At 43.4% G+C, this 26,725-nt stretch carries 11 protein-coding genes, 2 tRNA genes and 3 rRNA genes; 12 read left to right on the top strand and 4 right to left on the bottom strand.

Annotation, left to right across the window (positions count from 1 at the left end; all coding sequences use genetic code 11):
- The first annotated feature begins 33 nt into the window (after positions 1–33).
- The 6 genes from AC5590_RS18895 to AC5590_RS18870 all read left to right on the top strand — a co-directional run bounded on the left by AC5590_RS18895 (position 34) and on the right by AC5590_RS18870 (position 7,397).
- Positions 34–1,525: ribosomal RNA gene (locus AC5590_RS18895) — 16S ribosomal RNA — on the top strand.
- Between the two features lie 158 nt (positions 1,526–1,683).
- Positions 1,684–1,757: transfer RNA gene (locus AC5590_RS18890), tRNA-Ile, on the top strand.
- An 84-nt stretch (positions 1,758–1,841) separates the two neighbouring features.
- A tRNA-Ala gene (locus AC5590_RS18885) sits at positions 1,842–1,914 on the top strand.
- 273 nt (positions 1,915–2,187) lie between these two features.
- Positions 2,188–5,074: ribosomal RNA gene (locus AC5590_RS18880) — 23S ribosomal RNA — on the top strand.
- 95 nt (positions 5,075–5,169) lie between these two features.
- Positions 5,170–5,287: ribosomal RNA gene (gene rrf / locus AC5590_RS18875) — 5S ribosomal RNA — on the top strand.
- The 16S, 23S and 5S rRNA genes sit together here with 2 tRNA genes alongside, the layout of an rRNA operon.
- 229 nt (positions 5,288–5,516) lie before the next feature.
- The gene (locus tag AC5590_RS18870; RefSeq protein WP_169265049.1) at positions 5,517–7,397 is read left to right on the top strand and encodes an ABC transporter ATP-binding protein; all 1,881 of its coding nucleotides are present in this window, start codon (positions 5,517–5,519) and stop codon (positions 7,395–7,397) included.
- Between the two features lie 68 nt (positions 7,398–7,465).
- On the opposite strand, the gene AC5590_RS18865 is transcribed toward AC5590_RS18870, so the two are convergent.
- The 4 genes from AC5590_RS18865 to AC5590_RS18850 all read right to left on the bottom strand — a co-directional run bounded on the left by AC5590_RS18865 (position 7,466) and on the right by AC5590_RS18850 (position 15,333).
- Positions 7,466–7,675: a hypothetical protein gene (locus AC5590_RS18865; RefSeq protein WP_169265028.1), complete on the bottom strand. Its 210-nt coding sequence runs from the start codon at positions 7,673–7,675 to the stop codon at positions 7,466–7,468.
- Positions 7,676–7,729: 54 nt separating this feature from the next.
- Positions 7,730–8,884, bottom strand: coding sequence for a hypothetical protein (locus AC5590_RS18860; protein ID WP_169265048.1), 1,155 nt, complete (start codon positions 8,882–8,884; stop codon positions 7,730–7,732).
- A 101-nt stretch (positions 8,885–8,985) separates the two neighbouring features.
- Entirely contained in the window at positions 8,986–12,402 is a 3,417-nt protein-coding gene (locus AC5590_RS18855) for an acetate and sugar kinases/Hsc70/actin family protein (RefSeq protein ID WP_169265027.1), read from the bottom strand.
- 360 nt (positions 12,403–12,762) lie between these two features.
- Positions 12,763–15,333: a dynamin family protein gene (locus tag AC5590_RS18850; RefSeq protein WP_169265026.1), complete on the bottom strand. Its 2,571-nt coding sequence runs from the start codon at positions 15,331–15,333 to the stop codon at positions 12,763–12,765.
- Between the two features lie 394 nt (positions 15,334–15,727).
- On the opposite strand from AC5590_RS18850, the gene AC5590_RS18845 reads away from it, so the two are divergent.
- The 6 genes from AC5590_RS18845 to AC5590_RS18820 all read left to right on the top strand — a co-directional run bounded on the left by AC5590_RS18845 (position 15,728) and on the right by AC5590_RS18820 (position 26,637).
- A complete protein-coding gene (locus AC5590_RS18845) occupies positions 15,728–17,167 on the top strand; it encodes a response regulator (RefSeq protein ID WP_169265025.1) in 1,440 nt (479 codons plus the stop codon).
- A gap of 347 nt (positions 17,168–17,514) precedes the next feature.
- Positions 17,515–17,907: a response regulator transcription factor gene (locus AC5590_RS18840; protein WP_169265024.1), complete on the top strand. Its 393-nt coding sequence runs from the start codon at positions 17,515–17,517 to the stop codon at positions 17,905–17,907.
- A gap of 71 nt (positions 17,908–17,978) precedes the next feature.
- The gene (locus AC5590_RS18835) at positions 17,979–18,512 is read left to right on the top strand and encodes a chemotaxis protein CheW (RefSeq protein WP_169265023.1); all 534 of its coding nucleotides are present in this window, start codon (positions 17,979–17,981) and stop codon (positions 18,510–18,512) included.
- 34 nt (positions 18,513–18,546) lie between these two features.
- Positions 18,547–22,665 (top strand): GAF domain-containing protein, encoded by a 4,119-nt coding sequence (locus AC5590_RS18830; protein WP_169265047.1) that lies wholly within the window; start codon positions 18,547–18,549, stop codon positions 22,663–22,665.
- Between the two features lie 358 nt (positions 22,666–23,023).
- A complete protein-coding gene (locus tag AC5590_RS18825; RefSeq protein ID WP_169265022.1) occupies positions 23,024–26,179 on the top strand; it encodes a hybrid sensor histidine kinase/response regulator in 3,156 nt (1,051 codons plus the stop codon).
- The gene (locus AC5590_RS18820; protein ID WP_169265021.1) at positions 26,179–26,637 is read left to right on the top strand and encodes a chemotaxis protein CheW; all 459 of its coding nucleotides are present in this window, start codon (positions 26,179–26,181) and stop codon (positions 26,635–26,637) included. The genes AC5590_RS18825 and AC5590_RS18820 overlap by 1 nt, the downstream gene beginning before the upstream one ends.
- The last annotated feature ends 88 nt before the right edge of the window (positions 26,638–26,725 follow it).

Below are 26,725 nucleotides of genomic sequence, written 5' to 3'. Positions count from 1 at the left end.
GAGTGATTAGTTCACTTATCTACAGACAGAATCAAAACGGAGAGTTTGATCCTGGCTCAGGATGAACGCTGGCGGTATGCTTAACACATGCAAGTCGAACGGAGTTCTTCGGAACTTAGTGGCGGACGGGTGAGTAACGCGTGAGAATCTGGCTTCAGGTTCGGGACAACAGTCGGAAACGATTGCTAATACCGGATGTGCCTAACGGTGAAAGATTTATCACCTGAAGATGAGCTCGCGTCTGATTAGCTAGTTGGTGTGGTAAGAGCGCACCAAGGCACCGATCAGTAGCTGGTCTGAGAGGATGACCAGCCACACTGGGACTGAGACACGGCCCAGACTCCTACGGGAGGCAGCAGTGGGGAATTTTCCGCAATGGGCGAAAGCCTGACGGAGCAATACCGCGTGAGGGAGGAAGGCTCTTGGGTTGTAAACCTCTTTTCTCAGGGAATAAGTACTGAAGGTACCTGAGGAATCAGCATCGGCTAACTCCGTGCCAGCAGCCGCGGTAATACGGAGGATGCAAGCGTTATCCGGAATGATTGGGCGTAAAGCGTCCGCAGGTGGTTATTCAAGTCTGCTGTCAAAGAATCTGGCTCAACCAGATAAAGGCAGTGGAAACTGAGTGACTAGAGTATGGTAGGGGTAGAGGGAATTCCTGGTGTAGCGGTGAAATGCGTAGAGATCAGGAAGAACACCGGTGGCGAAAGCGCTCTGCTGGACCATAACTGACACTGAGGGACGAAAGCTAGGGGAGCGAATGGGATTAGATACCCCAGTAGTCCTAGCCGTAAACGATGGATACTAGGCGTTGCCCGTATCGACCCGGGCAGTGTCGTAGCCAACGCGTTAAGTATCCCGCCTGGGGAGTACGCACGCAAGTGTGAAACTCAAAGGAATTGACGGGGGCCCGCACAAGCGGTGGAGTATGTGGTTTAATTCGACGCAACGCGAAGAACCTTACCTGGGCTCGAAAATGGTCGAACCTGCCTGAAAGGGCGGGGTGCCCGCAAGGGAGCGGCTATCAGGTGCTGCATGGCTGTCGTCAGCTCGTGTCGTGAGATGTTGGGTTAAGTCCCGCAACGAGCGCAACCCTCGTTCTTAGTTGCCAGCAATTCGGTTGGGCACTCTAGGGAGACTGCCGGTGACAAACCGGAGGAAGGTGGGGATGACGTCAAGTCAGCATGCCCCTTACGTCCTGGGCTACACACGTACTACAATGCTGTGGACAAAGGGCAGCAAGCTAGCAATAGCAAGCAAATCCCATAAACCACGGCTCAGTTCAGATCGCAGGCTGCAACTCGCCTGCGTGAAGGAGGAATCGCTAGTAATTGCAGGTCAGCATACTGCAGTGAATTCGTTCCCGGGCCTTGTACACACCGCCCGTCACACCATGGAAGCTGGTCACGCCCGAAGTCGTTACCCTAACCTTTCGAGGAGGGGGACGCCGAAGGTAGGACTGGTGACTGGGGTGAAGTCGTAACAAGGTAGCCGTACCGGAAGGTGTGGCTGGATCACCTCCTTTTTAGGGAGACCCGACTCAATTCAAAAGTAAAAATTCAAAGTTCAAAAACAAGAAAGAGTTTTTGGAAATTTAGAATTATAAAACTTTGAATTGGTTTTATCCCGAGGTCGGTCGTAAGGTAAGTGTAAGCTTTCAAACTATAAGTTAGGTTCGGATATGGGCTATTAGCTCAGGTGGTTAGAGCGCACCCCTGATAAGGGTGAGGTCCCTGGTTCGAGTCCAGGATGGCCCACCTGAAAACAGTGAACAGTGTGCAGTAAACAGTGGTCACGAAAAAATGATAACTGTGAACTGATAACTGTGAACTGAAATTTAGGGGGGTATAGCTCAGTTGGTAGAGCGCCTGCTTTGCAAGCAGGATGTCAGGAGTTCGAGTCTCCTTACCTCCACCTGCGCCCTAAGTAATTAACTTTTGTGATTCCATCTTTGTTGAGTGTACTCAAATAGCAGCAAAGGCTAGAGTGCAGGCAAGTCAGAAAAGCAAAAGCAAAATTATCATCCGATAATTAATTGGATAAGATTCAGCATCTTGTGATATAAGCAAGAATGCTGGGGTATTTCCAGCAAAAGAACCTTGAAAACTGCATAGAAACGCGAAAAATGTCAGGTAGTTAACTGTTATTAACAGTTAAAACTCCAAGCAAAAAGCAATGATTGTTTGTAGTCAAGCAATGAAAGGCGAATGGTGGATACCTAGGCACACAGAGGCGAAGAAGGACGTGGTGACCGACGAAACGCTCCGGGGAGCTGGAAGCAAGCATAGATCCGGAGATGTCCGAATGGGGCAACCCCAAGAACTGCCTGTTGAATATATAGACAGGAAAGAGCCAACCCAGCGAATTGAAACATCTTAGTAGCTGGAGGAAGAGAAATCAAAAGAGATTCCCTAAGTAGTGGTGAGCGAAAGGGGAAAAGCCTAAACCAAAAAGCTTGCTTTTTGGGGTAGTGGGACAGCAACAAGGAATCCTTATGTTAGACGAAGCAGCGAAAAACTGTACCAGAGAAGGTGAGAGTCCTGTAGTCAAAAACAAAAAGATACTAGCTGTATCCCGAGTAGCATGGGGCACGTGAAATCCCATGTGAATCAGCGAGGACCATCTCGTAAGGCTAAATACTACTGTGTGACCGATAGCGAAACAGTACCGCGAGGGAAAGGTGAAAAGAACCCCAATGAGGGGAGTGAAATAGAACATGAAACCATTCGCCCACAAGCAGTGGAAGTCCGATTCAACGGATGACCGCGTGCCTGTTGAAGAATGAGCCGGCGAGTTAAAGGCACTGGTAGGTTAAGGTGAAAAACTGTAGCCAAAGCGAAAGCGAGTCTGAAGAGGGCGCGAATCAGTGTTTTTAGACCCGAACCCGGGTGATCTAACCATGTCCAGGATGAAGCTTGGGTAACACCAAGTGGAGGTCCGAACCGACCGATGTTGAAAAATCGGCGGATGAGGTGTGGTTAGGGGTGAAATGCCAATCGAACCCGGAGCTAGCTGGTTCTCCCCGAAATGTGTTGAGGCGCAGCGGTTGTGATTATAGTCTGGGGGTAAAGCACTGTTTCGGTGCGGGCGGCGAAAGCTGTACCAAATCGAGACAAACTCAGAATACCAGATGTACACACAACCAGTGAGACGGTGGGGGATAAGCTTCATCGTCAAGAGGGAAACAGCCCAGACCACCAGCTAAGGTCCCCAAATCATCGCTAAGTGGCAAAGGAGGTGGGAGTGCACAGACAACCAGGAGGTTTGCCTAGAAGCAGCCACCCTTAAAAGAGTGCGTAATAGCTCACTGGTCAAGCGCTCCTGCGCCGAAAATGAACGGGACTAAGCGATGTACCGAAGCTGTGGATTTTAGTAAAAAGTTATCAGTTATCAGTTATGAATGAACCAAAAGTTTGTAATAACTGTTAACTGGTAACTGATAACTGAACTGGTAGGGGAGCGTTCCGTATTAGGAAGAAGCACTAGCGGCGAGCAGGTGTGGACGAAACGGAAGTGAGAATGTCGGCTTGAGTAGCGAAAATATTGGTGAGAATCCAATACCCCGAAACCCCAAGGGTTCCAGAGCCAGGTTCGTCCACTCTGGGTTAGTCGGGACCTAAGGCGAGGCGGAAACGCGTAGTCGATGGACACAGGGTCAACAATCCCTGACTATTGAGTGGGAGCATTTGCAGTGCGCATGAAAGTAAGCTACGCCCTGACTGGATTGGGAGACTTCTACGGAGGTCGTGTAGTTATGTTAGTGCCAAGAAAAGCTGTGAATGTGATGAAAGCTCAGTACCCGTACCCGAAACCGACACAGGTGGGGGAGTAGAGAATACTAAGGGGAGCGAGATAACTCTCTCTAAGGAACTCGGCAAAATAGCCCCGTAACTTCGGAAGAAGGGGTGCCCACGTGAGTGGGTTGCAGTGAAGAGGCCCAGGCGACTGTTTACCAAAAACACAGGTCTCCGCCAACTCGTAAGAGGAAGTATGGGGGCTGACGCCTGCCCAGTGCCGGAAGGTTAAGGAAGCTGGTCAGCCGAAAGGTAAAGCTGGCGACCGAAGCCCCGGTGAACGGCGGCCGTAACTATAACGGTCCTAAGGTAGCGAAATTCCTTGTCGGGTAAGTTCCGACCCGCACGAAAGGCGTAACGATCTGGGCACTGTCTCGGAGAGAGACTCGGCGAAATAGGAGTGTCTGTGAAGATACGGACTACCTGCACCTGGACAGAAAGACCCTATGAAGCTTTACTGTAGCCTGGAATTGGGTCCGGGCTTGGCTTGCGCAGGATAGGTGGGAGGCATTGAAGCATTCCTTGTGGGGAGTGTGGAGCCAACAGTGAGATACCACTCTGGCGAAGCTAGGATTCTAACCCGTTTCCGTGATCCGGAAAGGAGACAATTTCAGGTGGGCAGTTTGACTGGGGCGGTCGCCTCCTAAAAGGTAACGGAGGCGCACAAAGGTTCCCTCAGCACGGTTGGAAATCGTGCTTTGAGTGTAAAGGCAATAAGGGAGCTTGACTGCAAGAGCAACAACTCGAGCAGGGTGGAAACACGGTCTTAGTGATCCGACGGCACAGAATGGAATGGCCGTCGCTCAACGGATAAAAGTTACTCTAGGGATAACAGGCTGATCTCCCCCAAGAGTCCACATCGACGGGGAGGTTTGGCACCTCGATGTCGGCTCATCGCAACCTGGGGCGGAAGTACGTCCCAAGGGTTGGGCTGTTCGCCCATTAAAGCGGTACGTGAGCTGGGTTCAGAACGTCGTGAGACAGTTCGGTCCATATCCGGTGCAGGCGTAAGAGTATTGAGAGGAGCCCTCCTTAGTACGAGAGGACCGGGAGGGACGCACCGCTGGTGTACCAGTTATCGTGCCAACGGTAAACGCTGGGTAGCCATGTGCGGAGCGGATAACCGCTGAAAGCATCTAAGTGGGAAGCCCACCTCAAGATGAGTACTCTCATGGCATTAGCCAGTAAGGTCACAGGCAGAACACCTGTTAATAGGTGGGAGGTGTACACGCAGTAATGTGTTCAGCCGACCCATGCTAATAGACCGAGGGCTTGACTTCAACAACAATTGCTAATCGCGTTTCTGTGCAGTCTTCAGGGTTTGAAAAAATTCAAAATCAACTAGATTTGAATTTTGAATTTCCCCCAAGGTTTTCCTGGTGTCAATGGCGCGGTGGAACCACTCTGATTCTATCCCGAACTCAGGTGTGAAACGCTGCAGCGGCGACGATAGTAGGTGGGTAGCTGTCTGCGACAATAGCTCGATGCCAGGATTTGATTTCAACTAACAACAAAAGGGTGTTGCGCTATATCGCAACACCCTTTTGTTCGTTGACATCCAAACCTCTATCCACAAAATTTCTCTAAATAACCGCTACATTCTTTCTTTAGTGCGTTGACATCGTTCAATCCAGACGAGATCTAAAGGTAAAGTATCTCTAAAGTATTGAGGGTAGAAATGCGAACACTTTAGGTTGTAAAAATTAATATAATGCTCTTATGATGAGCACCTCCAAACCTCGGAAAAAATCTGACACAGGTTACCGTCGGCGTGAAAATGACTGGCGGTTATTTTTGCGTCTACTACCTTATGCCCGCCGTCGTGGGCGATTGCTAGCGCTTGCTATGTTACTGTTGGTGCCAATAGCGGTTGCTAATGCTGTGCAACCACTGCTTATTGGACAAGTTATCTCCCTGATTCGCCAAGAACCAAGCACCTATGAGTTTCTCAGAAATCGTCCGTTGTCACAAGGGCTAAATATCATCGAAGTCTTGTTGCTGATAACGGTAAGTGTACGACTGATATTTACAGGTTTTCAGGGTTATTTGGTACAAAAGCTAGGTCAGCAAATCACTGCTGAAATTCGTCGAGACTTGTTTCATCATGTCACATCCTTGGCGGTGCGTTTTTTTGATAGAACACCCGTAGGAAAATTAATCACCAGGCTCACCAGTGATGTGGAAGTATTAGGAGATGTCTTTTCCACTGGAGCTATAGGGATTGTGTCAGATTTATTTTCTATGCTGGTGATTCTCAGCTTTATGTTTTCTATGCAGTGGCAACTTGCTTTTTTGCTATTGATGGTTCTCGTACCAATAACAGGTATTATAGTCTACTTACAAAAGCAGTACCGCAAAGCAAACTATAAGGCAAGAGAAGAACTTTCTGGACTGAATTCTCAGTTACAAGAAAATATTATTGGCATCAATGTCGTACAATTGTTTCGACGAGAAAAATTCAATGCAGGGTTGTTTCGTTTTGAAAATGAACGTTACATCAACGATGTAGATCAGACTATCTTTTATGAGTCAGCAGTTTCCGCAACCCTTGAATGGATTGCCCTGATAGGTATCGCAGGCGTTTTGTGGGTGGGCGGTTATTTACTACTGCAACAAAGCTTGACTTTTGGAACCTTATCTGCATTCATCTTATATGCCCAGCGCTTATTCGATCCATTACAACAGTTTGCGGAAAAATTCACTGTTATTCAAGCTGGTTTCACCGCGATAGAACGCGTGAGTGAAGTTTTGGATGAACCGATAGAAATACGGGATCGCGCTAATCCCAGATTCTCAATTTTGGATTCTCGCTTGGGTTACATAAACGAAATAACTGATAATTCGGAATTCCCAATCGAAAATTCCCAACCTGAATTGGGAGAAATCCGGTTTGAACACGTCTGGTTTGCGTACAAAGATGATGATTATATTATCAAAGATTTGGACTTTACCATTCATCCTGGTGAGAAAGTCGCGTTAGTAGGTCCCACAGGTGCGGGCAAAAGTTCTATTATCCGTCTTTTGTGTCGCCTTTACGAACCCAACCAAGGACGCATTTTGGTAGATGGTATAGATATCCGAGAAATCCCTCAAGCAGAACTGCGGCGTTACATGGCGGTGATTTTGCAAGAAGGCTTTTTGTTCGCAGGTGATGTCAAAAGCAACATTACCTTAGGAGATAGCTACAGTTTTGAGCAAATTCAACAAGCAGCAGAGAAAACTAACATTGCTGAGTTTATTGAACAACTGCCTCAAGGTTATGATACTCAACTTAGAGAACGAGGTACAAACCTTTCTAGCGGTCAAAAGCAACTCTTAGCATTTGCTCGTGCTAGTATTCGCAAACCAGAAATTTTGGTACTGGATGAAGCAACAGCTAGTCTGGATGTAGGAACGGAAGCTTTGATCCAAGAAGCTTTAGACAAACTGTTAGTAAAACGTACTGCGATCATTATTGCTCACCGCTTGTCCACCATTCGTGATGTGGATCGAATTTTCGTACTCAAGCGCGGAGAATTAATAGAACAGGGAAGTCATGAACAGTTGCTGGAACAAGGAGGAATGTACGCGACTTTGCACAATTTGCAGATGTTAGGAACTTGACGTCTGTGGCTATGTGTAAACACGCCTTCGTTATCCAAAGAACCTAATAAATCGCTTACTATTCCAACTCATGTCACCAAATCAAGTGTAAACACGCCTTCGTTATCCAAAGAACCTAATATTTTTATACCCAGGGAAGCCTGATTTTTTGGAAAGGAAGCGATGGTTAGCTGAGAATGGGGCGACAAGTTATTACTTTTAGGAATTCGGGGAGTGGTGCGATGGTAGGGAGTGCGCGCCCCTTTGGGGCGATCGCGCAAAGCAAGAGATGCAATCATGCGTATCGCTTTTCATATCACATCCAGCAATAGCCTAACAAGAAAATCCCTTACTCAAGAAGAACGAAAAAGAACTCTTCCTGGAAGCACCTCATCATTAATCTTGGCATAAACCCGCAAACATGCAGACACCTCGCCGCGCACTCCACCAATATCTAATTGCAAGTCGTCCTTTGACCAATTAAAAACATCAGCATAGGTTCCCCATAATGGACGAATTTGCACATGATAGCCAGCATGACGAGTTTTCTCAACCATTGAGTCCAGAGTACGCCGTGCTTCTTGTTGCAATTTACCCCACCAAGAATAACGTTCAGCACATGGCAAATACACCAAAGAGTGTATTGCTTCATCTAAATCTAGTCTGGCACGCAAAGCAACAACTGGATCGACATTATCAGCAGTGGTTTGTACCCGGCGAAAACGGTCTATCAGTGCTGTAATATATTTAGACTTTTCTCGTTCATCGTTTAAAGACCTCACACCGAATCTATCAACACTTTTGAGCGCATGGTACAAAGATGAATCGAGTTCAAGAAATTTCAGATAAATAGAAACTACTGCAGCTAACAAATCAAGTTCACCATCGTGTCTTTGCACCATTAATCGTGGATCAAAATCAACTTGGTCTGATAAGTATAAGCCAGTCGCTTCTACCTTCCCTTTCAAACCAGGATAGATATATTCATTGCGGATCAAAGGTAGTGATAAGTGCGATCGCCTATCTTCTGTTGCACCCAGTTGACTTGCTTGTGTTAACATTTGCTCTTGCCAAATATGAGCTATCTTCTCAGGAACGCGTAAAAGCAAACGTTGCATCTCGTTCCACAAATCACTATCATGAGTGCTGAGAATTTGGTAATCCCCGATATAATTTGATATTTCTCGGTCAGATAGCAAAACTTCACTCAGTTGTCTTAATTTGAGTTCGTCTTTTACTTCACTGCTAACTGGTTCTAACACATCTTCCCAACAAGAATTCTCCTGTGAGGACAAGACAGTTTTCTCACTCAAAGTCTCCTGTTGAAATGCTTCTTGCAAAAGTATATCTAATTCCCTCAGCAATTCTTGACAAGCAGTGCTTCCTGGATCTGTAGTTGCTGTTTTTAAAGCTTCCTGTAATTGAGTCCGCAATCCGTGCAAACTCAACCGCAGTACCCAAGCTAAATTTGAGTTGTCAATTTTTAATAACTTGCTGAGGTGCTGCATATATCCTCCGTTTTGAGTTTCAAATTTCTCTCGTTCCCAAGTTCTCCACACTGAACAGTGAACAGGGACTGATAACTGTTCACTGTTCACTGATAACTGTTTCAATGTTCTCCAGAAAACGGATCACGTTCTGCCTTTACATCGTTAGGCTGTGGTTGGAGATTATCTCGAAAAACACATCCTTCTTGCTGAAGACATTCTGGATTTTTTGAGGTCAAATAAGGTACTTCAAATGCATGTACTTTCAGGATACCTTTTTGATTGAGAGAGACATAATATCGGCAAGGATATTCACTTTTGACTTCTGGTTCGGGTAATTCGCCAATCAATTCCCATTTATTAGATTTTGGATTGTGAAATTGAAAGTAGAATGTATGTTTACCACTCGTAGGAAAGGGAGGTAATTCACTAATTAACCCCATCATTTGTGGTTGTATAGCACCATCATCATATCGAAACACTCGCAAATTACTGCTATAGTTTTTATCCGCTTCAAATACGACAGTATGAGCATCTGTTTTGAGAGCATTTGCCGATTCAGCGACATTTACAGCAATATCACATACCACCTGAGCATCATCAGAAATAACATTTGGTATTCCTATAACTTTCGCCGCATCAAGACAGGGAATATTTACAGGAATTAAATAGTGAGGATTTCCCCGACAAAGTAGTAAATCAATATCAAGCTTTTGATTAATTTCAAACTGGACTTTGATAGAGTTTTTAAAATCTTCCTCACTCATTTCTAGTTTCTTTCTCAAAGCATCGCCGTTATAACTACCCCAAAGTTGAGGTTTGATATTCTCAAAATCCTGACGAATGATGTTGTTAGTTAACTGCATACCTTGCCAACTACTGCGGTATTTCGCCATTGCATCGTCAACTTTGAGTTGATAAAGTTCTTGACCTGACTGAAAAATTGGATCTAAAGTTCCTCCAATAACCTCTCTTTTAAAAGAACATGGTAAAAAATAAAAGAGATTTTTGACATCAATATAGAGTTGATTAGCTCCTCTACGTAGCAATTCTTTAGATTCTTTCGGCGCAAAACCCAATTGTCTTAGTTTTTCTGCAAAGCAGGCTCCAGCCGAGGTTGCAAGCTTTGTATATTCGGGTTCAAAGGTGACTCTATCTTCATTCCAAACAAAATAGTCAGACTTGCTAAAAACTCGATAAAGTTCACGTTCAACTAATTCAAGGTTGCAAGTTTTTCCAGACAGAATCAACCAGTCAACTTGCTCTTTGCTGGTTTGAGAATTTAGGGAATGGGAAAGCTTGTTTTCTAAAGCATTTTCGAGCAATCCTTGACCAATACCAACTGCTTCTCGAATCACAGGAGATACTGATCTTTCAAATTGCTGTACTGTGAGTGTTACACTTAGGTTATCAACAACTTCAGTTGATAACTCAATATCGTTTTGTTGCAGCAGTTCAGAGATTTTTTGTCCATCAAGAATGAAGATAGGTTCGGGTGCATCTTGTTGGCGTTTTTGACCTAGTCCTATTTTTGCATTTTCTGCTTGTTCCCAAAGAGTGTAGAAAGTTTGTGCGCGAGATGATGAATATTTCCAGCGAGTGGGAAGTACTTTTTCGGCTGCATTTAAAGCATCTTTGTAAGCATCGCCTTCTCGAATTTCTTTATCTACACAACCCAACAAGCTACCGGGTAAGAATTTGCTGTTATTAAGAAAGCGATCGCTCAACTCTTCTGGCTGCACTTTCAACGCATCTTTTGGCAAACGTTCTTCAGTTACGGCTGTGAGTAAACAGTCTGCGATCGCCGCCTTCAACAACAAAAACAACCGCAAAGTAATCAACTCCCCTCCCAACTGCAAATGTCCGGAAGAACCTAATAATTTAGGAGTTAATTTATAATACCGTCCACCGTCGCCTCGGTCTTCCCCAGGTTCAAAAGGATTAATTTCTTCCAGTGTCAAGCGAATAAGCGCTAAATCAGTGGTTCCGCCACCAATATCCAAAACGAGGACATTTTGCCACCATTTATCCCCATTGTAACGGCAACGGGTTTTGAAAGATTCAATCCCCACATTCAAATCACCGCCAAACTCTCGCCATAAAAAGAAGATGGCGACCGAAATCGCTTCGTCATAAGCCATCTGCACATCTTCGATATCCAGTTGTTTCACCAGCTTCTCAATCTCGCGGCGCACAAATGGAGAAGCAATAGTTGGGTAAGTCACCACTGCACGGTAGAATTTACCCTCAGAACACTTACCTGGGTAACGTTGACGATAATTCTGCGTCAGTGAAATCAGTTCAGCATAAGCAGCTTGAAGAAGCTTATTAACCTCAATTGTATCCTCTTGATCATCAAGCGTAATTTTAAAAGAACGTTCTTGACCAAAATAGCGCTTGGGTGAGTGGAGAAACCTCCCTTCAATTTCCTCCCCATTCCCAATCGTATCTAATCTGTGCTGTCTAGATTGTTCACCCAAGACAACCTTCACTTTTGCGGAGTCATCTTTTGACAAAGAAGGTTCCAGATTAACAACTTCTAACTCACTAGGAATTTCATTGAGACGACGATCCTTATCCAATTCTACAGGAATCAAACTTTGCCATTCCAGGGGTGGTACGCGGAAAACTTCGTGATATATTTGATTCAACCGTTGACTAGCAGCCCGACGAAACCAACCGAGGCGTTTACTCAAACAAATTTCTATCTGTCGGATAGCTTCCAACAACTTAATACTCTCAACACCTCGAAAAAGTTGTTCTCCTAAATTCTTGTTCACAGAATGAGGAACTGAAACAAAATCCTTACTCAATTCAGTTAAAAACTTTTGCCATTCCTGTTCCCAAGCACTCCGACTGATACCCGGTACATCATCCACAGGACGCTGATTTAACCATAGTGCCATACGTTCCCGTAGCCGCACCTCTTGCTCGCTAGGTAAACTATCTGGAGTGACAATGACTTTGGGATCGTAGAGTGTAACTGTAGAATTAGAGGTGCCGAAATCGATAGCAAACCAGCCTGGATAGGTAATTTCTGGCTTTTTGCTTTCTTGAGGTGATTGGGGTTTGTAAAAAGGTTCTGGTAGTGGCAATGGTAGCGTATCTCTCACTGACATTTGTATTACGGTATCTTCAATACCTGCATAAGTCCATATATTGCACTCAGCCGTAGAGTTTTTGCTCGTAGATAAATTAGGATTACCTATTTCATCCGAATCAAAATACTCAACAATGACTTGCAAAGTGCAGTTCACACCTGCTGGTAGTGGTTCATTCCACCTACACTCAGTTTGCTTTAATCGCTGTGGTGTAGAAAGTCTCAGAAATCTACTAGCGCTAAAGTTAACACTTTTATAAGCAGATTGTAATTGTGCTGCTAACTTTTCTGGCGTTCCACTGACAACAATATCAATTTTGGAGATATGAGGTAAATTAAAACTCTCAGTAGGTTTTATTTCAATAACTGGCAGAAGTAATAACTCATCATCTTTCGTACGCAGTTGGTAGCGGTTTAAAAGCTCAATTTTTACACCCATCTCATGTATTCCCTGAAATTTAAATATAGTTAGTCGTTAGCAATTAAACCTCAAGCAATCTTGAAAAACATGTAATTAGAAACATCCCTTCTCATATCTTTAGCCAGAAGTCTATTAAAAAATTACTACAGCTTCTTCCTCTTTTCTTTCTTCGCGACCTACCCTATGGCTGACGCCACGCCTTACGGCTATCGGGAAGCCACTGAGTCCCAAGGGGACATGCTGGGCGTTCGCCCTCTGGGCGTGCGCTTGCGCTTACGTGTCTATGCGCTCTTTGCGGTTTGTTTTTATCTTTTTTGTTCACTAGCTATCTGGAATTGCTGTAGTATTATTGTTAACAACTAACAACTAACCAATTAACTAATGACTCATCTCCTGTGGATAAGAAATTGTTGGAATTTGAGAAAGAGTTTCTAACCACGGTGGAACAGGAGTCGAGGTTTCCTCTTGTGCAGATGCTATGTATCTGAGTAAAGGTTCATTTTTCGACTTTAAAAGTTCTTGCAAATTATCTACAATTTCTTTCAACGCTCTCGAAAAAGAAGATTTTACCTGTTTAGTTAACTGACTCACATACTGCACAAGATGCAACCCTGCACTAGCAGTTATTTCATCTCGCAGTCGCAAAACGGCAATTTGGTGATTGAATGGTCTAGGGGGAACACGAAACTGTTTATCAGGACTCCAGTCAAAGATTTGACCATTTTGATGCTTGTCGTCCTTGCGTGCTAAAGGGAATAAAATGTCAGCATTAATAGGAGCAGCACTACTAGCCAGTCCACTGTGTTGAATGATCAGATTTTGCCATTTCTTAGCAGGATCAACAGCACGCAAGAGATTTCTGAAAAAGCGGACTTGACTTTTTCCAAATTTTTGTTCAATTTGCTTTTCCTTTTCTGGTAGCAAAATTGAACTGAGTTTTTCGCGTTCTAGTTGTACATCAGTAGATAATTTATTGAATAAGTCTGTTACAGCCTCTGTGGTTTGCTCATGGGCAAAACCTTGCATCTCTTTAACAGTGTTGACAAATGCTGCATAAAAATCATCGCTTTTTGTCGGAATAGTATCGTCCACTTCATCTTCATCAAAAATGCTTTCACTTTTGCTTAGAGATATTGTGCCATTTTGGGTTCGATCAAAAAGCAAAGTCCATTCGCTCCAATCAAAGAAGATTTTATTTGTTAATTCATTTTTTACAACTTCGCTCACCGCTATACTATGACGGTTTTTTAAAATCGGCTGCTTCTCTAAATCTTCTTGAAATCGTCTGTAGGTTGTGACAACATATTCAATTGCTTCCCGCAGGGTGAAAAAAGTAGAACTTTCCTCAACTGGTATGTAAGCGGGGATTTCTTCAAGCAAATTGTTGAGATTATTCTGCTCTTTGCGCAAAGCCTCAGCAGCTCTTTGAGTGTCTTCTAGAAGTTGCTTCATACCATGAAGGGCAACATGTTCTTTCAGTAATGAACGTAATCTTCCAATACCACCATCTTCAGCATAGTCACTCAATTGTTTGTGTAAGATACTAGAAGAAGGTAGCATTTCACTTAATTGCTGCCATTTCTGCCGCAGTTCAGTTTCCTCTGGTTTGTTGGGTTTGTCCAGTTCGCTTAAGAATTCTTTTGAGCAAACTTGTACAAGAGAAGAAAGTTCTGCGAGTTTTGTTAATCCATAAAGTTGGGACAACAAAACAATATTCTTTTTTTCTGTTGTCAAATTGTTGGCGCTGGCGATCGCCAATTTCAGAATACCGAGTTCATCAAGAACAACTTCTTCTGAAAGTAGCATCTCATACAAAAGCTCATCAATAATCCGTTCATCGCTGCTTGTCAGGGGAAGTTGATTAAAGCGCCCTACACCTACAATAATACGGTCTCTCAGGTCTTGTCCCTTATCCCGTTCTAGCATACTGCGGATTTTCGCTGCGGTTGCACCACCAGGATATCTACCGTTAACCAGCAACAGAATAGTTTGTACATCTGTGAGTTCTCGTAAAGATAAAAAAGCATCTCGCACACCAGAGTCAGCAGATCCCAATCCTGGAAAATCTAAAAGAATAAATTCATTAGTCCCTTGTAAAGAAGACAAATCCCAAATTTCTTTTGATATTTCAACCGTCACATCTACACGACGAATCAGCGAGAAGCTATTTTGCAAATCTTGAGCTGATGGCTGTGCTAAATTCTCCCAGCGTTTGGGAGTAGAGGGCAAATGGTCAAAGCTAAGTTCTAAAATATTTATCGGCGCTTGTGCAAGTCTTAGTCCTTTGTGAGCAGTCGTGTTGTCAATTTGGTAACTTTTACCACAGATATCTTCTTTATAAGCGCTGTAGGTACGGACAAAAGCAACCAGTTCCTTAAGCACAGAGCGTAGTTCCAAACTTTGCAGCTTCCACGCTTGCTCGCACCATCTTAGGATACCGTTAATGTCAACTTCTCGCGTGGGGTGTAAACTTTTTAAAGCATCAAGCTGTGAGTCAGGAAGTTCTGTAGCTTTTGCTCGTTGCTGCGCTTCCTCTAAGATAAAGCGCAGACACTCTTTTACTCCTTCATTAGAAAGATATTCAACTGTAAACTTGCCAAGTTTCGTTGTTTGAAAGTTTGGTTGTTGAACAAGGTGGATAGCAGTCACATTTCCTGTCGTGGGGGTTTCACTGACTGGTAAAGCATCTGCGTAACCAATCAAACTGCCTAAAAGTAAAGTTTTTCCACTACTGAATTCCCCCATGATACCGATTTTGACTGGCGAGGATGCAAGTTGCACCGTTCTTTGAGCAGACTGCTGAAGGCGCTGGATACTTTCATGAAGATTACTAGGAACCCAACTTTCTTGAGGAGGTGGGTTTTGTGAAACCAACTCAAGGCTTTGGATGACAGATTCCCCATACTCTTTGTAGCGGCGCAATTTTTCTACTGCTATATCGCTGTTCATATAATTTGCTGATTCCGAACTCAAATAATTTTTCTGTTGTATCTTATGTTTTTACATAAAAATTTCCAGTTTACCAATTTCAGCAATTTGTTCCTTCTATCATGGCAGTAGTATAGCGAGCTTATGTAGCTGAGCGACTGCTTGTGATCCAAAATCACACTCATTCTAAGAGTGAAATGAGTTAATTTGCTTAAGACTTTCTTCATAATTCTTTAAAATTTGATTGTTTTTACGTAATATTGCTGATCTATCATTGGAATAACATTTGTCTACCACAAGTATTGAGCCGAAGTATTGCTGTTTAGCAGTAAAAACCGAAACCTAATATATTAAAAACCACTGGGTGCAACTTCCAAGAGAAAATAAGTAACTTTTCATGAAGGAAAATTGCCTAATGCAACCAGTCCCTCCAAGCTTCACGAATATTGCTCAAAGCTTAGCAGCGTTAAGTCAGCAACGAGCTAGTGGAGAACTAATTTTTTCATCAGGGGCTAACGAGTGGCATCTGTATTTCTTCTTAGGACGTTTGCTATATGCTACGGGAGGAGTTCACCGTGTTCGACGTTGGTATAGAGCACTAAAGCAAGATTGCCCTAACTTGATATTTGATGCTCGTAATTTGAAAGAGAATGAACTGTGGGAATATCACTTACTGAACGAAAGTATTAATAAAAACCAGATAAGTCTGACGAGTGCAAAAAGTATTATTGAAAAAATAGTTGAAGAGGTTTTATTTAGCTTAGTAGCTCATTCAGACTTGAAAAGCGTTTGGTTGCCTAAAAAACTGTATCCTATTGCCCTAATAGAAGTAAATCAATCGTTATACACAGCCCTTGATCTGTGCAAGCAATGGCGAAAGATGGGTTTAGGAACACTTTGCCCTGACATGGCACCGATTTTTAAACAATTTACTTCTGAACAAAATTTAAAAATCTCTAAAACTCTCTTCCGTCTCAGGCAACTCATTAATGGTGAAAACACAATTTGGGATATCGCCTTACACACCAGACAAAGTGTGACAACTGCGGCAACAATTGTACAGGATTTAGCCCATCAGGGTGTTATAGAACTCTTAAACGTCCCAGACTTAAGAGTTCCCAGAGCAACGATATCAGCGCCCTCCAGGCAAAAACAAACCCAAGCTTCAGCTGTTTTAGTTGGGAACAAAACACATACTTCATCGTCTCAAATCTTACCCAACCCCTCAACAAAAACTGACTTCCATCAAACTCCAAAGTTAATGGGACTGAGTACGGATAACACTACTCCTGACTCTATCTTTGACTCTCCAAAAATAGACTTGATTCAACCTAAAGAGATTACCTCCTTTCAAACTCCAGAGTTAACGGAACCGAGTAAGGAGAACAATCGCCCTCAGTCAACCTTTGACTCTCCAAAAATAGAATTGATTCAACCTAAAGAGACTGCCTCAATAGTCGCCTACATAGATGATAGCCAAAGCGAGAATCTCATAATGAGCGAGATTCTAAAGCTAGCTGGCTATAGGTATGTCAATATTCAAGACCCAGTCACAGCACTGCCAATTTTGCTAGAGTACAAACCAAATCTCATTTTCTTAGACTTAATCATGCCGATCGCCAACGGGTATGAAATCTGTACTCAAATTCGCCGCGTATCAGCTTTCAAAAATACGCCAGTAGTTATTGTTACTAGCAGTGACGGTATAATTGATAGAGTGAGATCAAAGATAGTTGGCTCCTCTGGCTTTTTAGCAAAGCCCATTACCAAAGAAAAGGTACTAAAAGTTTTACAGAAGCATCTACCAACTCCTCTGGCTGTGCAATCAACTCATCTACAAACAGTTCAAGTTTAGTTTTTAGATAAGTAGATTTCTATCCAATTAAATTCACTAGTCATTAGTCATTAGTCATTAGTCATTAGTCACTGGTCATTAGTCACTGGTCATTAATCACTGGTCATTAGTGAGCCAGCGCTATGCAGTCCTTGTTTTCCACTGGCTCAAGCGACTGGCGCTCATCGCAAAGCGCAGGCTACGCATGAACGTTTACGACGTTTTGCAGGCATACCCGATAGCCTTTTGGCGTGGCGGAGCGCCACAGGATCATTAGTTATTAATAGACCTTTTGCAAAAGTGAGATTTTACGAGGTTCTGTTAAGAGTTAACAGTTCCCTATTCCCGAGTATACAGGAACGTTTTTTATGACCACAGTGCTTTTAGTTGAAGATAGCTTGACAGAAACTCAAGTGTTAACTAGTTATCTCAAGCAAGCAGGTTTAACGGTCGTCACTGCTATCAGCAGTGAAGAAGCACAGCTAAAATTGCAATTTCAGACGCCTGATTTGGTTATTATTGATGTCATTTTACCAGGACAAAGTGGGTTTGAATTATGCCGTGAACTGAAGACCAATGCTAATACCCAAGGAATCCCAGTCGTGATGTGTTCAACCAAAGGAACAGAAGCTGATAAACTTTGGGGTTCGATGTTGGGAGCTGATGCTTATATACCTAAACCAGTAAACCACCAACACTTAGTTCAAACAATTCAGCAATTAACTTCACAGCTTCAATATTGGCGTAGAAAAATCACTTAGTTATTCGCAATTTGGGATTAAAAAATTAATCGAATAGCAATTTGTAACGATAATTTAGAACTAAACAAATTATGCAGACAGAACCGAAATCTGTACTCGCAGTGACTAGTTTTGAGCCACTGGAACTAAATCCACTCCTCCCAGAAATTAACCTTTCTAAATTGCTTCGCTTTCCCCTTGGACTTCAGGATAGTGGACTATTACCTCTAGAACAAATTGCCGAAATATCGCGGGTTAATTTAGCATCCATTCTACCTATTCCTGAAATGCCAAGTTGTATTTTGGGAATTTGTCACTGGCGAGGAGAAATGCTGTGGCTTTTAGACTTAAACCATCTTATTGGATATCCTCATCTGACGATGCAGGCAACTCCTGTGGCAATAGTCGTTAAGGTCAACGAACAAGCTATAGGTCTAGTAGTACCACAAGTTGATGACATTGAATCATACGACTTGCAACAACTGCAAAAAGCAGCACCTGGCTTATTTCCTCCTAAACTCCTACCTTTTGTTCTAGGAGCTTTGCCAAATGGCAATATTGTGTTAGATGTCACAGCAATTACTCAGTATCCCCTGTGGCAAATACACCGAACAACAGTTTCTTAGCAATCATCAAACGATAATCTTCAAGGATGTAAACATGGTTTTACAGGATTTTGAGCAAACCAAGCAGATATTTGATTCCCAGTCCCAAAATGGTAATGTAAAAACAGCAGAGTTCATCGGTTATTCTGAGTTACATCAAGCTTCTGAATTAGTGAATGCTATTAAAGCAGATCTTCTAGGAGATTCACTAAAACCTGAAGCTCAGCAAAAAGTTCTTCTGCTGGAAAAGTGCGTTCAACAGTTGCAAACAGAATATCAAACTCATCTGGCTGTCGCTTGTGAGCAACATACGAAGCAGACTCGGCAAAAATTATTCAGCATTTTCGCTCAGATGCGTCAAGCAGAAAATGTTGACACCTTGTTAAGAACTACAGTCATTGAGGTTCGTAAGCTTTTACAGGTAGATCGGGCGCTCATTTACCGTTTTCAGTCTGAAAGGCATGGCATCGTAGCAACAGAATCAATGGTAGCAGGATATACTCCAAGCCTGGGGGAATCTCTGAGTGCGATCGCCTTTGGCAGTGAAAATCAACACAGCTACCAACAACAGCAAGTCGTTATCCAAGACGATGTTTACGAAAACGTCAAGAGTGCTTATCAACTCCAACTACTCAAACATTACCAAGTCCAAGCCAGTCTGAGTTTGCCCATTGTCATAGATGAACAAGTCTGGGGCTTGCTTGTGATGCAGCAATGTTCAGCTTCTCGTCAATGGCAAGAAGCTGAAGTGAGCCTGCTTTACCAAATTGTCACTGAACTGAGGCTAAATTTACAAACAGTAGAACTTCTTAGCCAACAAAAAGAGGAGGCTAAGCAAGAAAAGGTTTTAGCTCAAATCTTGGAACAAATACCACTATCTTCTGATACAAGCGTTATCCTTGGCAACATCACCCAAGAACTGCGACAGTTTCTCAAGGCTGACCGAGTCGTTGTTTATCGCTTATACCCTGATTGGAGTGGCGCATTTATTGCTGAATCTCTCGCCTCGGGCTGGGTTGCTTTGATGCAAGAGCAAGAGAAAGACGTCAGTTTGAAATCAAAAGATACATTGGATTATGACCGCTGCACGGTGAAGATGTTTGGCAATGTTGCTAGGTTTCACAGTGACACCTACCTGAAGGATACACAAGGAAGAGATTTTGTCAAGGGCAAGACAATTAATCGTGTGGACGACATCTATGCTGCTGGTTTTTCTGACTGCTACATCAAAACTCTAGAGAAATACCAGAGTAAAGCCTACATCATTGCCCCAATTTTTGAAGGGGAACAACTTTGGGGTTTACTAGGTGTGTATCAGAACTCTGGACCTCGACGCTGGCAAGATTCTGAGGTTGCTCTGTTGTCACTAGTCAGTAGTCGTCTCAGCATTATTCTCAGGCAGATTAAGGCAGCAGCTCAACTAAAACTGAAATCAGAGCAACTGGCGGCCCAGCGGGAGCAAATCGTGGCGAATGCGATCGATAGAATTCGTCAATTATCTGACATTAACACCATTTTCAAGACGACAACTTATGAAGTCCGAAATATCCTCAAGGCAGAGCGTGTCGTTATTTATCGCTTTAATTTAGATTGGAGCGGTGAGTTTGTTGCTGAGTCGGTATCCAGTGAATGGAAATCTGTAATGCAGGAGCAATTTGACAACCCCACCCTGCCACAAAACGTTAGCGAGTGCAGTGCCAAAATTCTTGGTGGAGGAAAAGCCAGTATTACAGACACCTATCTCCAACAAACTCAAGGGGGACGATTTTCCACTAAAACAAACTTTCGGGTTGTCAGCGATATTTACCAAGCAGGATTTTTACCTTGTTACATTGACACTTTGGAGCGGTTGCAAACAAGAGCTTACGTCATTACTCCGATTGTCAAAGGAGACAGGCTTTGGGGTTTATTAGCGGCATATCAAAACTCTAGTCCGCGTGATTGGCAAGAGCATGAAATTAAGGCGATGACCCAAATTAGCAATCAACTAGGGATAGCCATACAGCAGGCAGAGTACCTCAAACAACTACAGGAGCAAGCCACTCACATAGCCAGAACTGCAGAGCGAGAACGAGGCGCAGCCAAGGTTATTGAAAAGATTCGTCAAACATCGGATATAGACACCATTTTTAAAACAGCAACACAGGAAATCAGGAAACTTCTGGGTGTAGAGCGATTGGCTATCTACAAATTTCGTCCAGATTATTTCGGTGACTTTATCGTTGAGTCTGAGTCCGGCGGATGGTCTAAATTAGTTGGTAGCGGTTGGGAAGATAGCTATGTGCAAGAACATCAAGGTGGTAGATTACGTGACAATGAACCTTATTTTGCGGATGATATCTACAAAGCCAATCTATCTGATTGCCATATAGAAACCTTAGAGGGATTTGGGGTTAAATCGTTCTTAGTGGTTGCTATCTTCCAAGGACAAAAACTCTGGGGCTTGTTGTCAGCGTTTCAACACAGTGGACCAAGGCACTGGGAAGAAGCTGAAATTAAGGTACTGATGCAGATTGCCTCGCAACTGGGAGTCGCTTTACAACAGGCAGAGTATATTAAAGAACTGCGTGTGCAATCACAGAAGTTAGCCAAGTCAGTTGAACAGGAAACACTTTACAGCAAACTGGTGTATAGACTCGGCTTAGCTCTGATTCAAGAGAATTTTTCACTTGACAACCTGCTCAAGATGGCTGTCTCGGAATTACGGAGACTGCTTAAAGCTGACCGAATCGCTATCTTCCGCTTTGATCCTGACTGGAATGGTGAATTTATCGTTGAGGATGTTGGCAGCGATTGGGTTAAAGTTGTGGGAACTGAGCTAGCTCGAGCTGACGATACTTGTCTTCAAGAAACAAAAGGTGGTCGGTTTCGCCGTAGAGAAACTCTCAGCATTGATAATCTCAGAGCTTCTGGATGCGATGAATGCTACATTGAACTCATAGAAAGGTGGGGAACAAAGGCTTCTATAGTTGCTCCTGTCTTTAAGGGCGACCAACTTTGGGGATTATTGGGAGCTTATCAGAATGATGCACCACGTCATTGGGAGCAAATAGATCTCAACTTGGTAGCTCACGTAGGGGTGCAAGTTGGTCTTGCTTTACAACAAGCAGAATACTTGGAGCAACTAAAAACTCAAGCACAGCAATTGGTTCAAGCAAGCGAAAGGGAAAGAGCAGCTAAAGAGCAACTTCAACGAGAAGTTATGCAGTTGCTGTCAGCAGTGCAACCAGCATTACAAGGGAACCTGACTATTCGCTTACCTGTGACCGAAGGTGAAGTAGGTACGATCGCCGACGTTTATAATGTCACCCTGCAAAGCCTGCGAAAAATCGTCATGCAGGTGCAGACAGCATCGAGACAACTCGCTCAAACCTCTCAAGCAAACGAATCTTCTATCGTTGGTTTAGCCACCCAAGCGCAGCAGCAGTTTCAATTCTTAACTCATGCTTTGGAGCAAATCCAAACGATGGTCAATTCCACAAAAGCCGTAACCACAAACGCCCAACAGGTGGAAGAAGCAGTGCAGGTGGCAAACCAGACCATTCAGCAAGGAGATGCAGCTATGAACCGGACTGTGGATGGAATTCTTGACATTCGGGAAACAGTGGCAGAAACCAGTAAGCGCCTTAAGCGCTTCTCGGAATCTTCTCAAAAGGTTTCCAAAGTCGTGAATTTGATTAGCAACTTTACAACTCAGACTCAACTGCTTGCCTTAAATGCAGCAATTGAAGCAACCAGAGCCGGACAGTATGGACGTGGTTTTGCTGTTGTCGCCGATGAAGTGCGTTCTTTAGCGCGTCAGTCTGCTGAAGCAGCAACTGAGATAGAGCAGCTGGTTCAAGAAATCCAAAAGGGCACAGCAGAAGTTTCTGTAGCTATGGAAAATGCGATTCAGCAAGTTGCGACAGGAACAACGCAGGTACATGAAGCTCGCCAAAATCTAAACGCCATTGTTGCAGCCACGACTCAAATCAGCCAACTTGTGGAAGGTATTACGCAAACAACACAAGTACAAACTCAAAGCATCCAATCAGTCACACAAACTATGACAGAAGTGGCAGATATTGCCAACAATACAAAGGAGGATTCGATGGAAATTTCCACATCTTTTAAGGAAATCTTAGCAATGGCTCAAAATCTCCAAACTAGTGCTGACCAGTTCAAGGTCGATTGATGAATAAATATTAGTCATTTGTTGCTTTTTCAAAAGAATACAGTGGTCAGAACTCAAAATCAAAATCAAGGAAATGCTACGCCTTTGCATTGCGTGCCTGTAGGGTATATTCCTACTCTGCGGAGTTCTTTCTTGGTTATTTATTCTTTTGTGTAAGTACTTATGACTAATAATACCAAGTTGCAATCAAAAGTATCACCTGTCATTGCGAGTGAAACGAAGTGAGACCAGCGCTGCAGGAGGGTTTCCCGACAGAGGCGACTGGCGAACCCGAAGGGTGGAACGAAGCAATCTCCCCTAAAGCGCTACTACAAGAGAACGCAACTTGGTATCACTAATAACTAACGACTAACCACTAATGACTAACGACCCAAACATTCAAGAGCAAAGCTACCGCTACTTTCTCCAAGAAGCACCAGAACTGCTGCAAGTGATAGAACAAGAATTGTTCAGTCTAAGAGTTGACTTCAGTGTCAATAAAGTTTATACGCTGATGCGTGCTACTCATACCCTCAAAGGAGCAGCAGCCAGCATCTGTTTGGAAGCGATTACAACTGTAGCTCACACGTTGGAAGATATTTTTAGAGCAATTTGCAAACCTGACTTATCGATTGACCAAGAAATTGAAGCTTTACTATTCGAGAGTTATGAGTGTTTGCGCTTACTCCTAACTGCTGAACTGACAGCAGGGTGGGTGAATGATGTTGATATTCTCGACCGAATCGCCAGTATTTTTGCCCAACTGCAAGAAAAGTTAGGAGACTGTTTTAGTCAAGAAGTTTACCTTCCCAGTTCACAAGAATTGGGCTTTGATTTAACGCAGTCCATCTTTGAAGTTGGAGTCACTCAACGCTTAGATCTGCTAGCGACAGCCATAACCAGTGGTCATTCCGAACAAGTTGCTACTACGCTTCGGGTACAAGCAGAGGTTTTCTTTGGTTTAGCTGAGTCGCTAAATTTACCAGGGTTTGGAGCTATAGCTCAAACGGCGCTGATTGCTTTGGAAAACTATCCCGAGCAAGCGATGGTTGTTGGCTACATTGCTTTGGCAAACTTCCAAGAAGCACGAAAAGCCGTACTAAACGGTGACAGAAGTCAAGGCGGTCAAGTATCCTTAGCGTTAGAAAAACTGGGGGAACGACTCCAGCATTTACCTCAAGCGTCCCGAAATGAACCAGTCCATGCTCAAGAGGAGGTGAGGCAGTCCAACAGAGAGGAGCTCCCCCAGGAGCAACTGTCGTTGGGGCAGCGTCTGCACAGGAGATACCCCCCAGGAGTAACTCAAACGACACCTGAGACTGAACCAGATACTGATGAATCAGCGTCTGATTATCAAAACACTCATCAAAGCGACTCTTTTCCTTCATGTCCTGTGGGATTTGAAGCCAAGCCTCACCAGGAGGTGACGCTAACGCAGGAACAAGAACCAGTGCGGACTTCTTCCCACCTTTTGATCTCCTCACCTACCGAACCTGCCATCTCCTCCTCAAATCGTACTGTGCGGGTTAATGTTGGGGAGTTAGAACAACTGAATTACCTCATCGGAGAATTGCTAACAAACCAAAATCGCCAATTTCTTCAAAAGGAACAACTGTCGGCTGCTGTTCGAGTACTTCTTTTAAAACTACAACAACATCAGCAGTTGCTTCATCAGTTACAAGATTTGTCACAACGCCAGTTCAGTGTTCCAGAACAAAAGTGGTTATTTCGCAATGGGCAAGACAAAGGATATTTCGATTCTCTGGAACTGACGACTAGTTACAGCGAGTTTCATAATCTTGTTCAATCACTTCTAGAAGACATGGTGCAATTGGGAGAAACAACCGATGCTATTGAGATGTTTAATCGTCAGTCCCAGGAGACTTTGGAAAAACAACGTCGGTTATTAACTCATACCCATGATTCTCTCATGGAAGCCCGGATGTTGCCCTTGAGACACTTGTTTGAACGCTTTCCCAGTATCTTGCGTCAGCTAGAAGTTATACACAAAAAGCAGGTAACACTGAATTTATCTGGAAGTGACACCTTAGTTGACAAAGCAGTGGTTGACAAACTGTATGATCCCCTGTTGCATCTAGTTCGCAATGCTTTTGACCACGGAATTGAATTGAACTCAATCCGACAAAAACGGGGCAAGCCAGAGAAAGGTCAGATTGAAATCTCTGCTTACCATCAGGGTAAGTACTTAGTGATTGAAGTTAGGGATGATGGTCAAGGATTAGATTTTGAAAAGATTCGCGCCAAAGCGGTAGAACGTCAACTTGTCTCACCAGAACAAGCTAGCAGTCTAAATGAAGCTCAGCTAACAGAGTTCATTTTTCAACCAGGCTTTTCTACAGCTTCTAGTATCAATGACCTCTCTGGACGAGGAATTGGTCTGGATGTTGTTCGCATTCATTTGCAAACAATTAAAGGTTCTGTTGAAATATTTTCTAAACAGACTCAAGGTACAATGTTCAGACTGCAAATTCCTCTGAGCTTAACGCTGGCCAACTTACTGCTTTTTCAAGCTGGCGACCAAATCTACGCCTTATTTACTAATTCTATCGAGGAAGTTCTTATTCCTAAAGCAGACCAGATTCGCTCCTGGGAAGAAGGCAAAGTCCTGCGGTGGGGTCAGGGTGCTTCTATGAAACTGATTCCTTGTTACCAACTCACCAAAGTCCTGAATTATTTCTCATCTGTCAGTCAACCTGAAGTATTTAATACCAAGCCGAATGGTGTTTCTCAGAAGCTTGAGTTGCCAATTATTCTGATTCGTTCTCAAGATAAACTTTTCGGTTTGGAAGTAGATCAGCTCATCGGTGATCAGGAATTGGTTATCCGTCCATTAGGAGCAATGATTGTCCCTCCCCCTTACATCTACGGGAGTAGTATTCTACCTGATGGTCGGCTAACGCTAGTACTTGATGGGTTAGCATTGATGGAATGTTTGTCGCAACGGCAAAAACAGGATAATAGTCATTGGGCAAGGAACAGCGCTTTTAGGGGCGAACGGCTGGGCGTGAGTTCAACGCCCCTGATGTTCACCTCCAGGATAGAACAGCCGCGATTACTATCCCAAGCGAGTACTGCCCTGCCAGAAGCACCAACTCTAAGTCACCACAAACCAAGACCAAAAAAAACTATTCTCGTAGTGGACGATTCCATTACCGTCCGCCAAACTGTAGCTTTGACCTTAGAAAAAGCAGACTATCAAGTACTTCAGGCAAAAGACGGTTACGAAGCAATTGAACGACTCCAAGCTCACACAGATATTCATCTAGTATTGTGTGATATCGAGATGCCACGAATGAATGGGTTTGAGTTTCTCAAAGATCGTCAGCAAGACCCAACTTTGGTAAATATTCCTGTTGTGATGCTAACTTCCAGAAGTAGTGAGAAGCACCGCCAACTTGCTTTAAAGTTGGGAGCTAACGCTTATATTATCAAACCTTATCTGGAGCATATACTGTTGAGCACACTGACAGATGTCCTTGAGAAAAATACTGGAGTTCTTGCTAGGAGAGATTAATGCACAACAACGAGTCACAGTTAGACAAGTTTCTTGTTTTTAACATTGCAGATTATCTCTTTGCGCTCCCGATGAGTGATGTGCTCAAGGTAGTGAATTTATCATCTGCAAATAGCAAAAGCCTGCCAACAATGGGGCTAGTGCAGATCGGTAAGTACATGATTAAGATTTTGGATCTACATCAATTCTTAGGCGAAGATAATTTCCTTTACTCATCTGATCACCCATCTTTTTTGCTGGTTGCACACAATTCACAACGGGAACTCTACGGAATTTTGGTAGATGAACCACCCGATATAGTGGAATTATCTAAAGAAACGATTCGCTTTTTACCAAGGTCTAGCAATTATCGTAAACCTATTATTGAGATGGTCAGTCATGTCGCTGTTTTATCCGAAGAAGAAGTTGTAAAAACAATCTTTCTGCTCGATTTGAAGCGTATCGCAGAACCGGTTTAACTAATACACAGGTACTAAAGTATGAAAAAATTCCCACTATTCTAGTCGAAAGACAAAGGTGGGATGATCCACCTTTTGTAAACACTAA

This window comes from Brasilonema octagenarum UFV-OR1 (genome assembly GCF_963888615.1).
Lineage (GTDB): Bacteria > Cyanobacteriota > Cyanobacteriia > Cyanobacteriales > Nostocaceae > Brasilonema > Brasilonema sennae.
Note: the sequence above shows the minus strand (reverse complement) of the source record. Positions and strands in the feature narration are given on the sequence as shown.

Coding starts and splice junctions, on each gene's coding strand:
- AC5590_RS18870 (WP_169265049.1), top strand. CDS start 5,517: ATGAGCACCTCCAAACCTCGGAAAAAATCTGACACAGGTTACCGTCGG.
- AC5590_RS18865 (WP_169265028.1), bottom strand. CDS start 7,675: ATGATTGCATCTCTTGCTTTGCGCGATCGCCCCAAAGGGGCGCGCACT.
- AC5590_RS18860 (WP_169265048.1), bottom strand. CDS start 8,884: ATGCAGCACCTCAGCAAGTTATTAAAAATTGACAACTCAAATTTAGCT.
- AC5590_RS18855 (WP_169265027.1), bottom strand. CDS start 12,402: ATGGGTGTAAAAATTGAGCTTTTAAACCGCTACCAACTGCGTACGAAA.
- AC5590_RS18850 (WP_169265026.1), bottom strand. CDS start 15,333: ATGAACAGCGATATAGCAGTAGAAAAATTGCGCCGCTACAAAGAGTAT.
- AC5590_RS18845 (WP_169265025.1), top strand. CDS start 15,728: ATGCAACCAGTCCCTCCAAGCTTCACGAATATTGCTCAAAGCTTAGCA.
- AC5590_RS18840 (WP_169265024.1), top strand. CDS start 17,515: ATGACCACAGTGCTTTTAGTTGAAGATAGCTTGACAGAAACTCAAGTG.
- AC5590_RS18835 (WP_169265023.1), top strand. CDS start 17,979: ATGCAGACAGAACCGAAATCTGTACTCGCAGTGACTAGTTTTGAGCCA.
- AC5590_RS18830 (WP_169265047.1), top strand. CDS start 18,547: ATGGTTTTACAGGATTTTGAGCAAACCAAGCAGATATTTGATTCCCAG.
- AC5590_RS18825 (WP_169265022.1), top strand. CDS start 23,024: ATGACTAACGACCCAAACATTCAAGAGCAAAGCTACCGCTACTTTCTC.
- AC5590_RS18820 (WP_169265021.1), top strand. CDS start 26,179: ATGCACAACAACGAGTCACAGTTAGACAAGTTTCTTGTTTTTAACATT.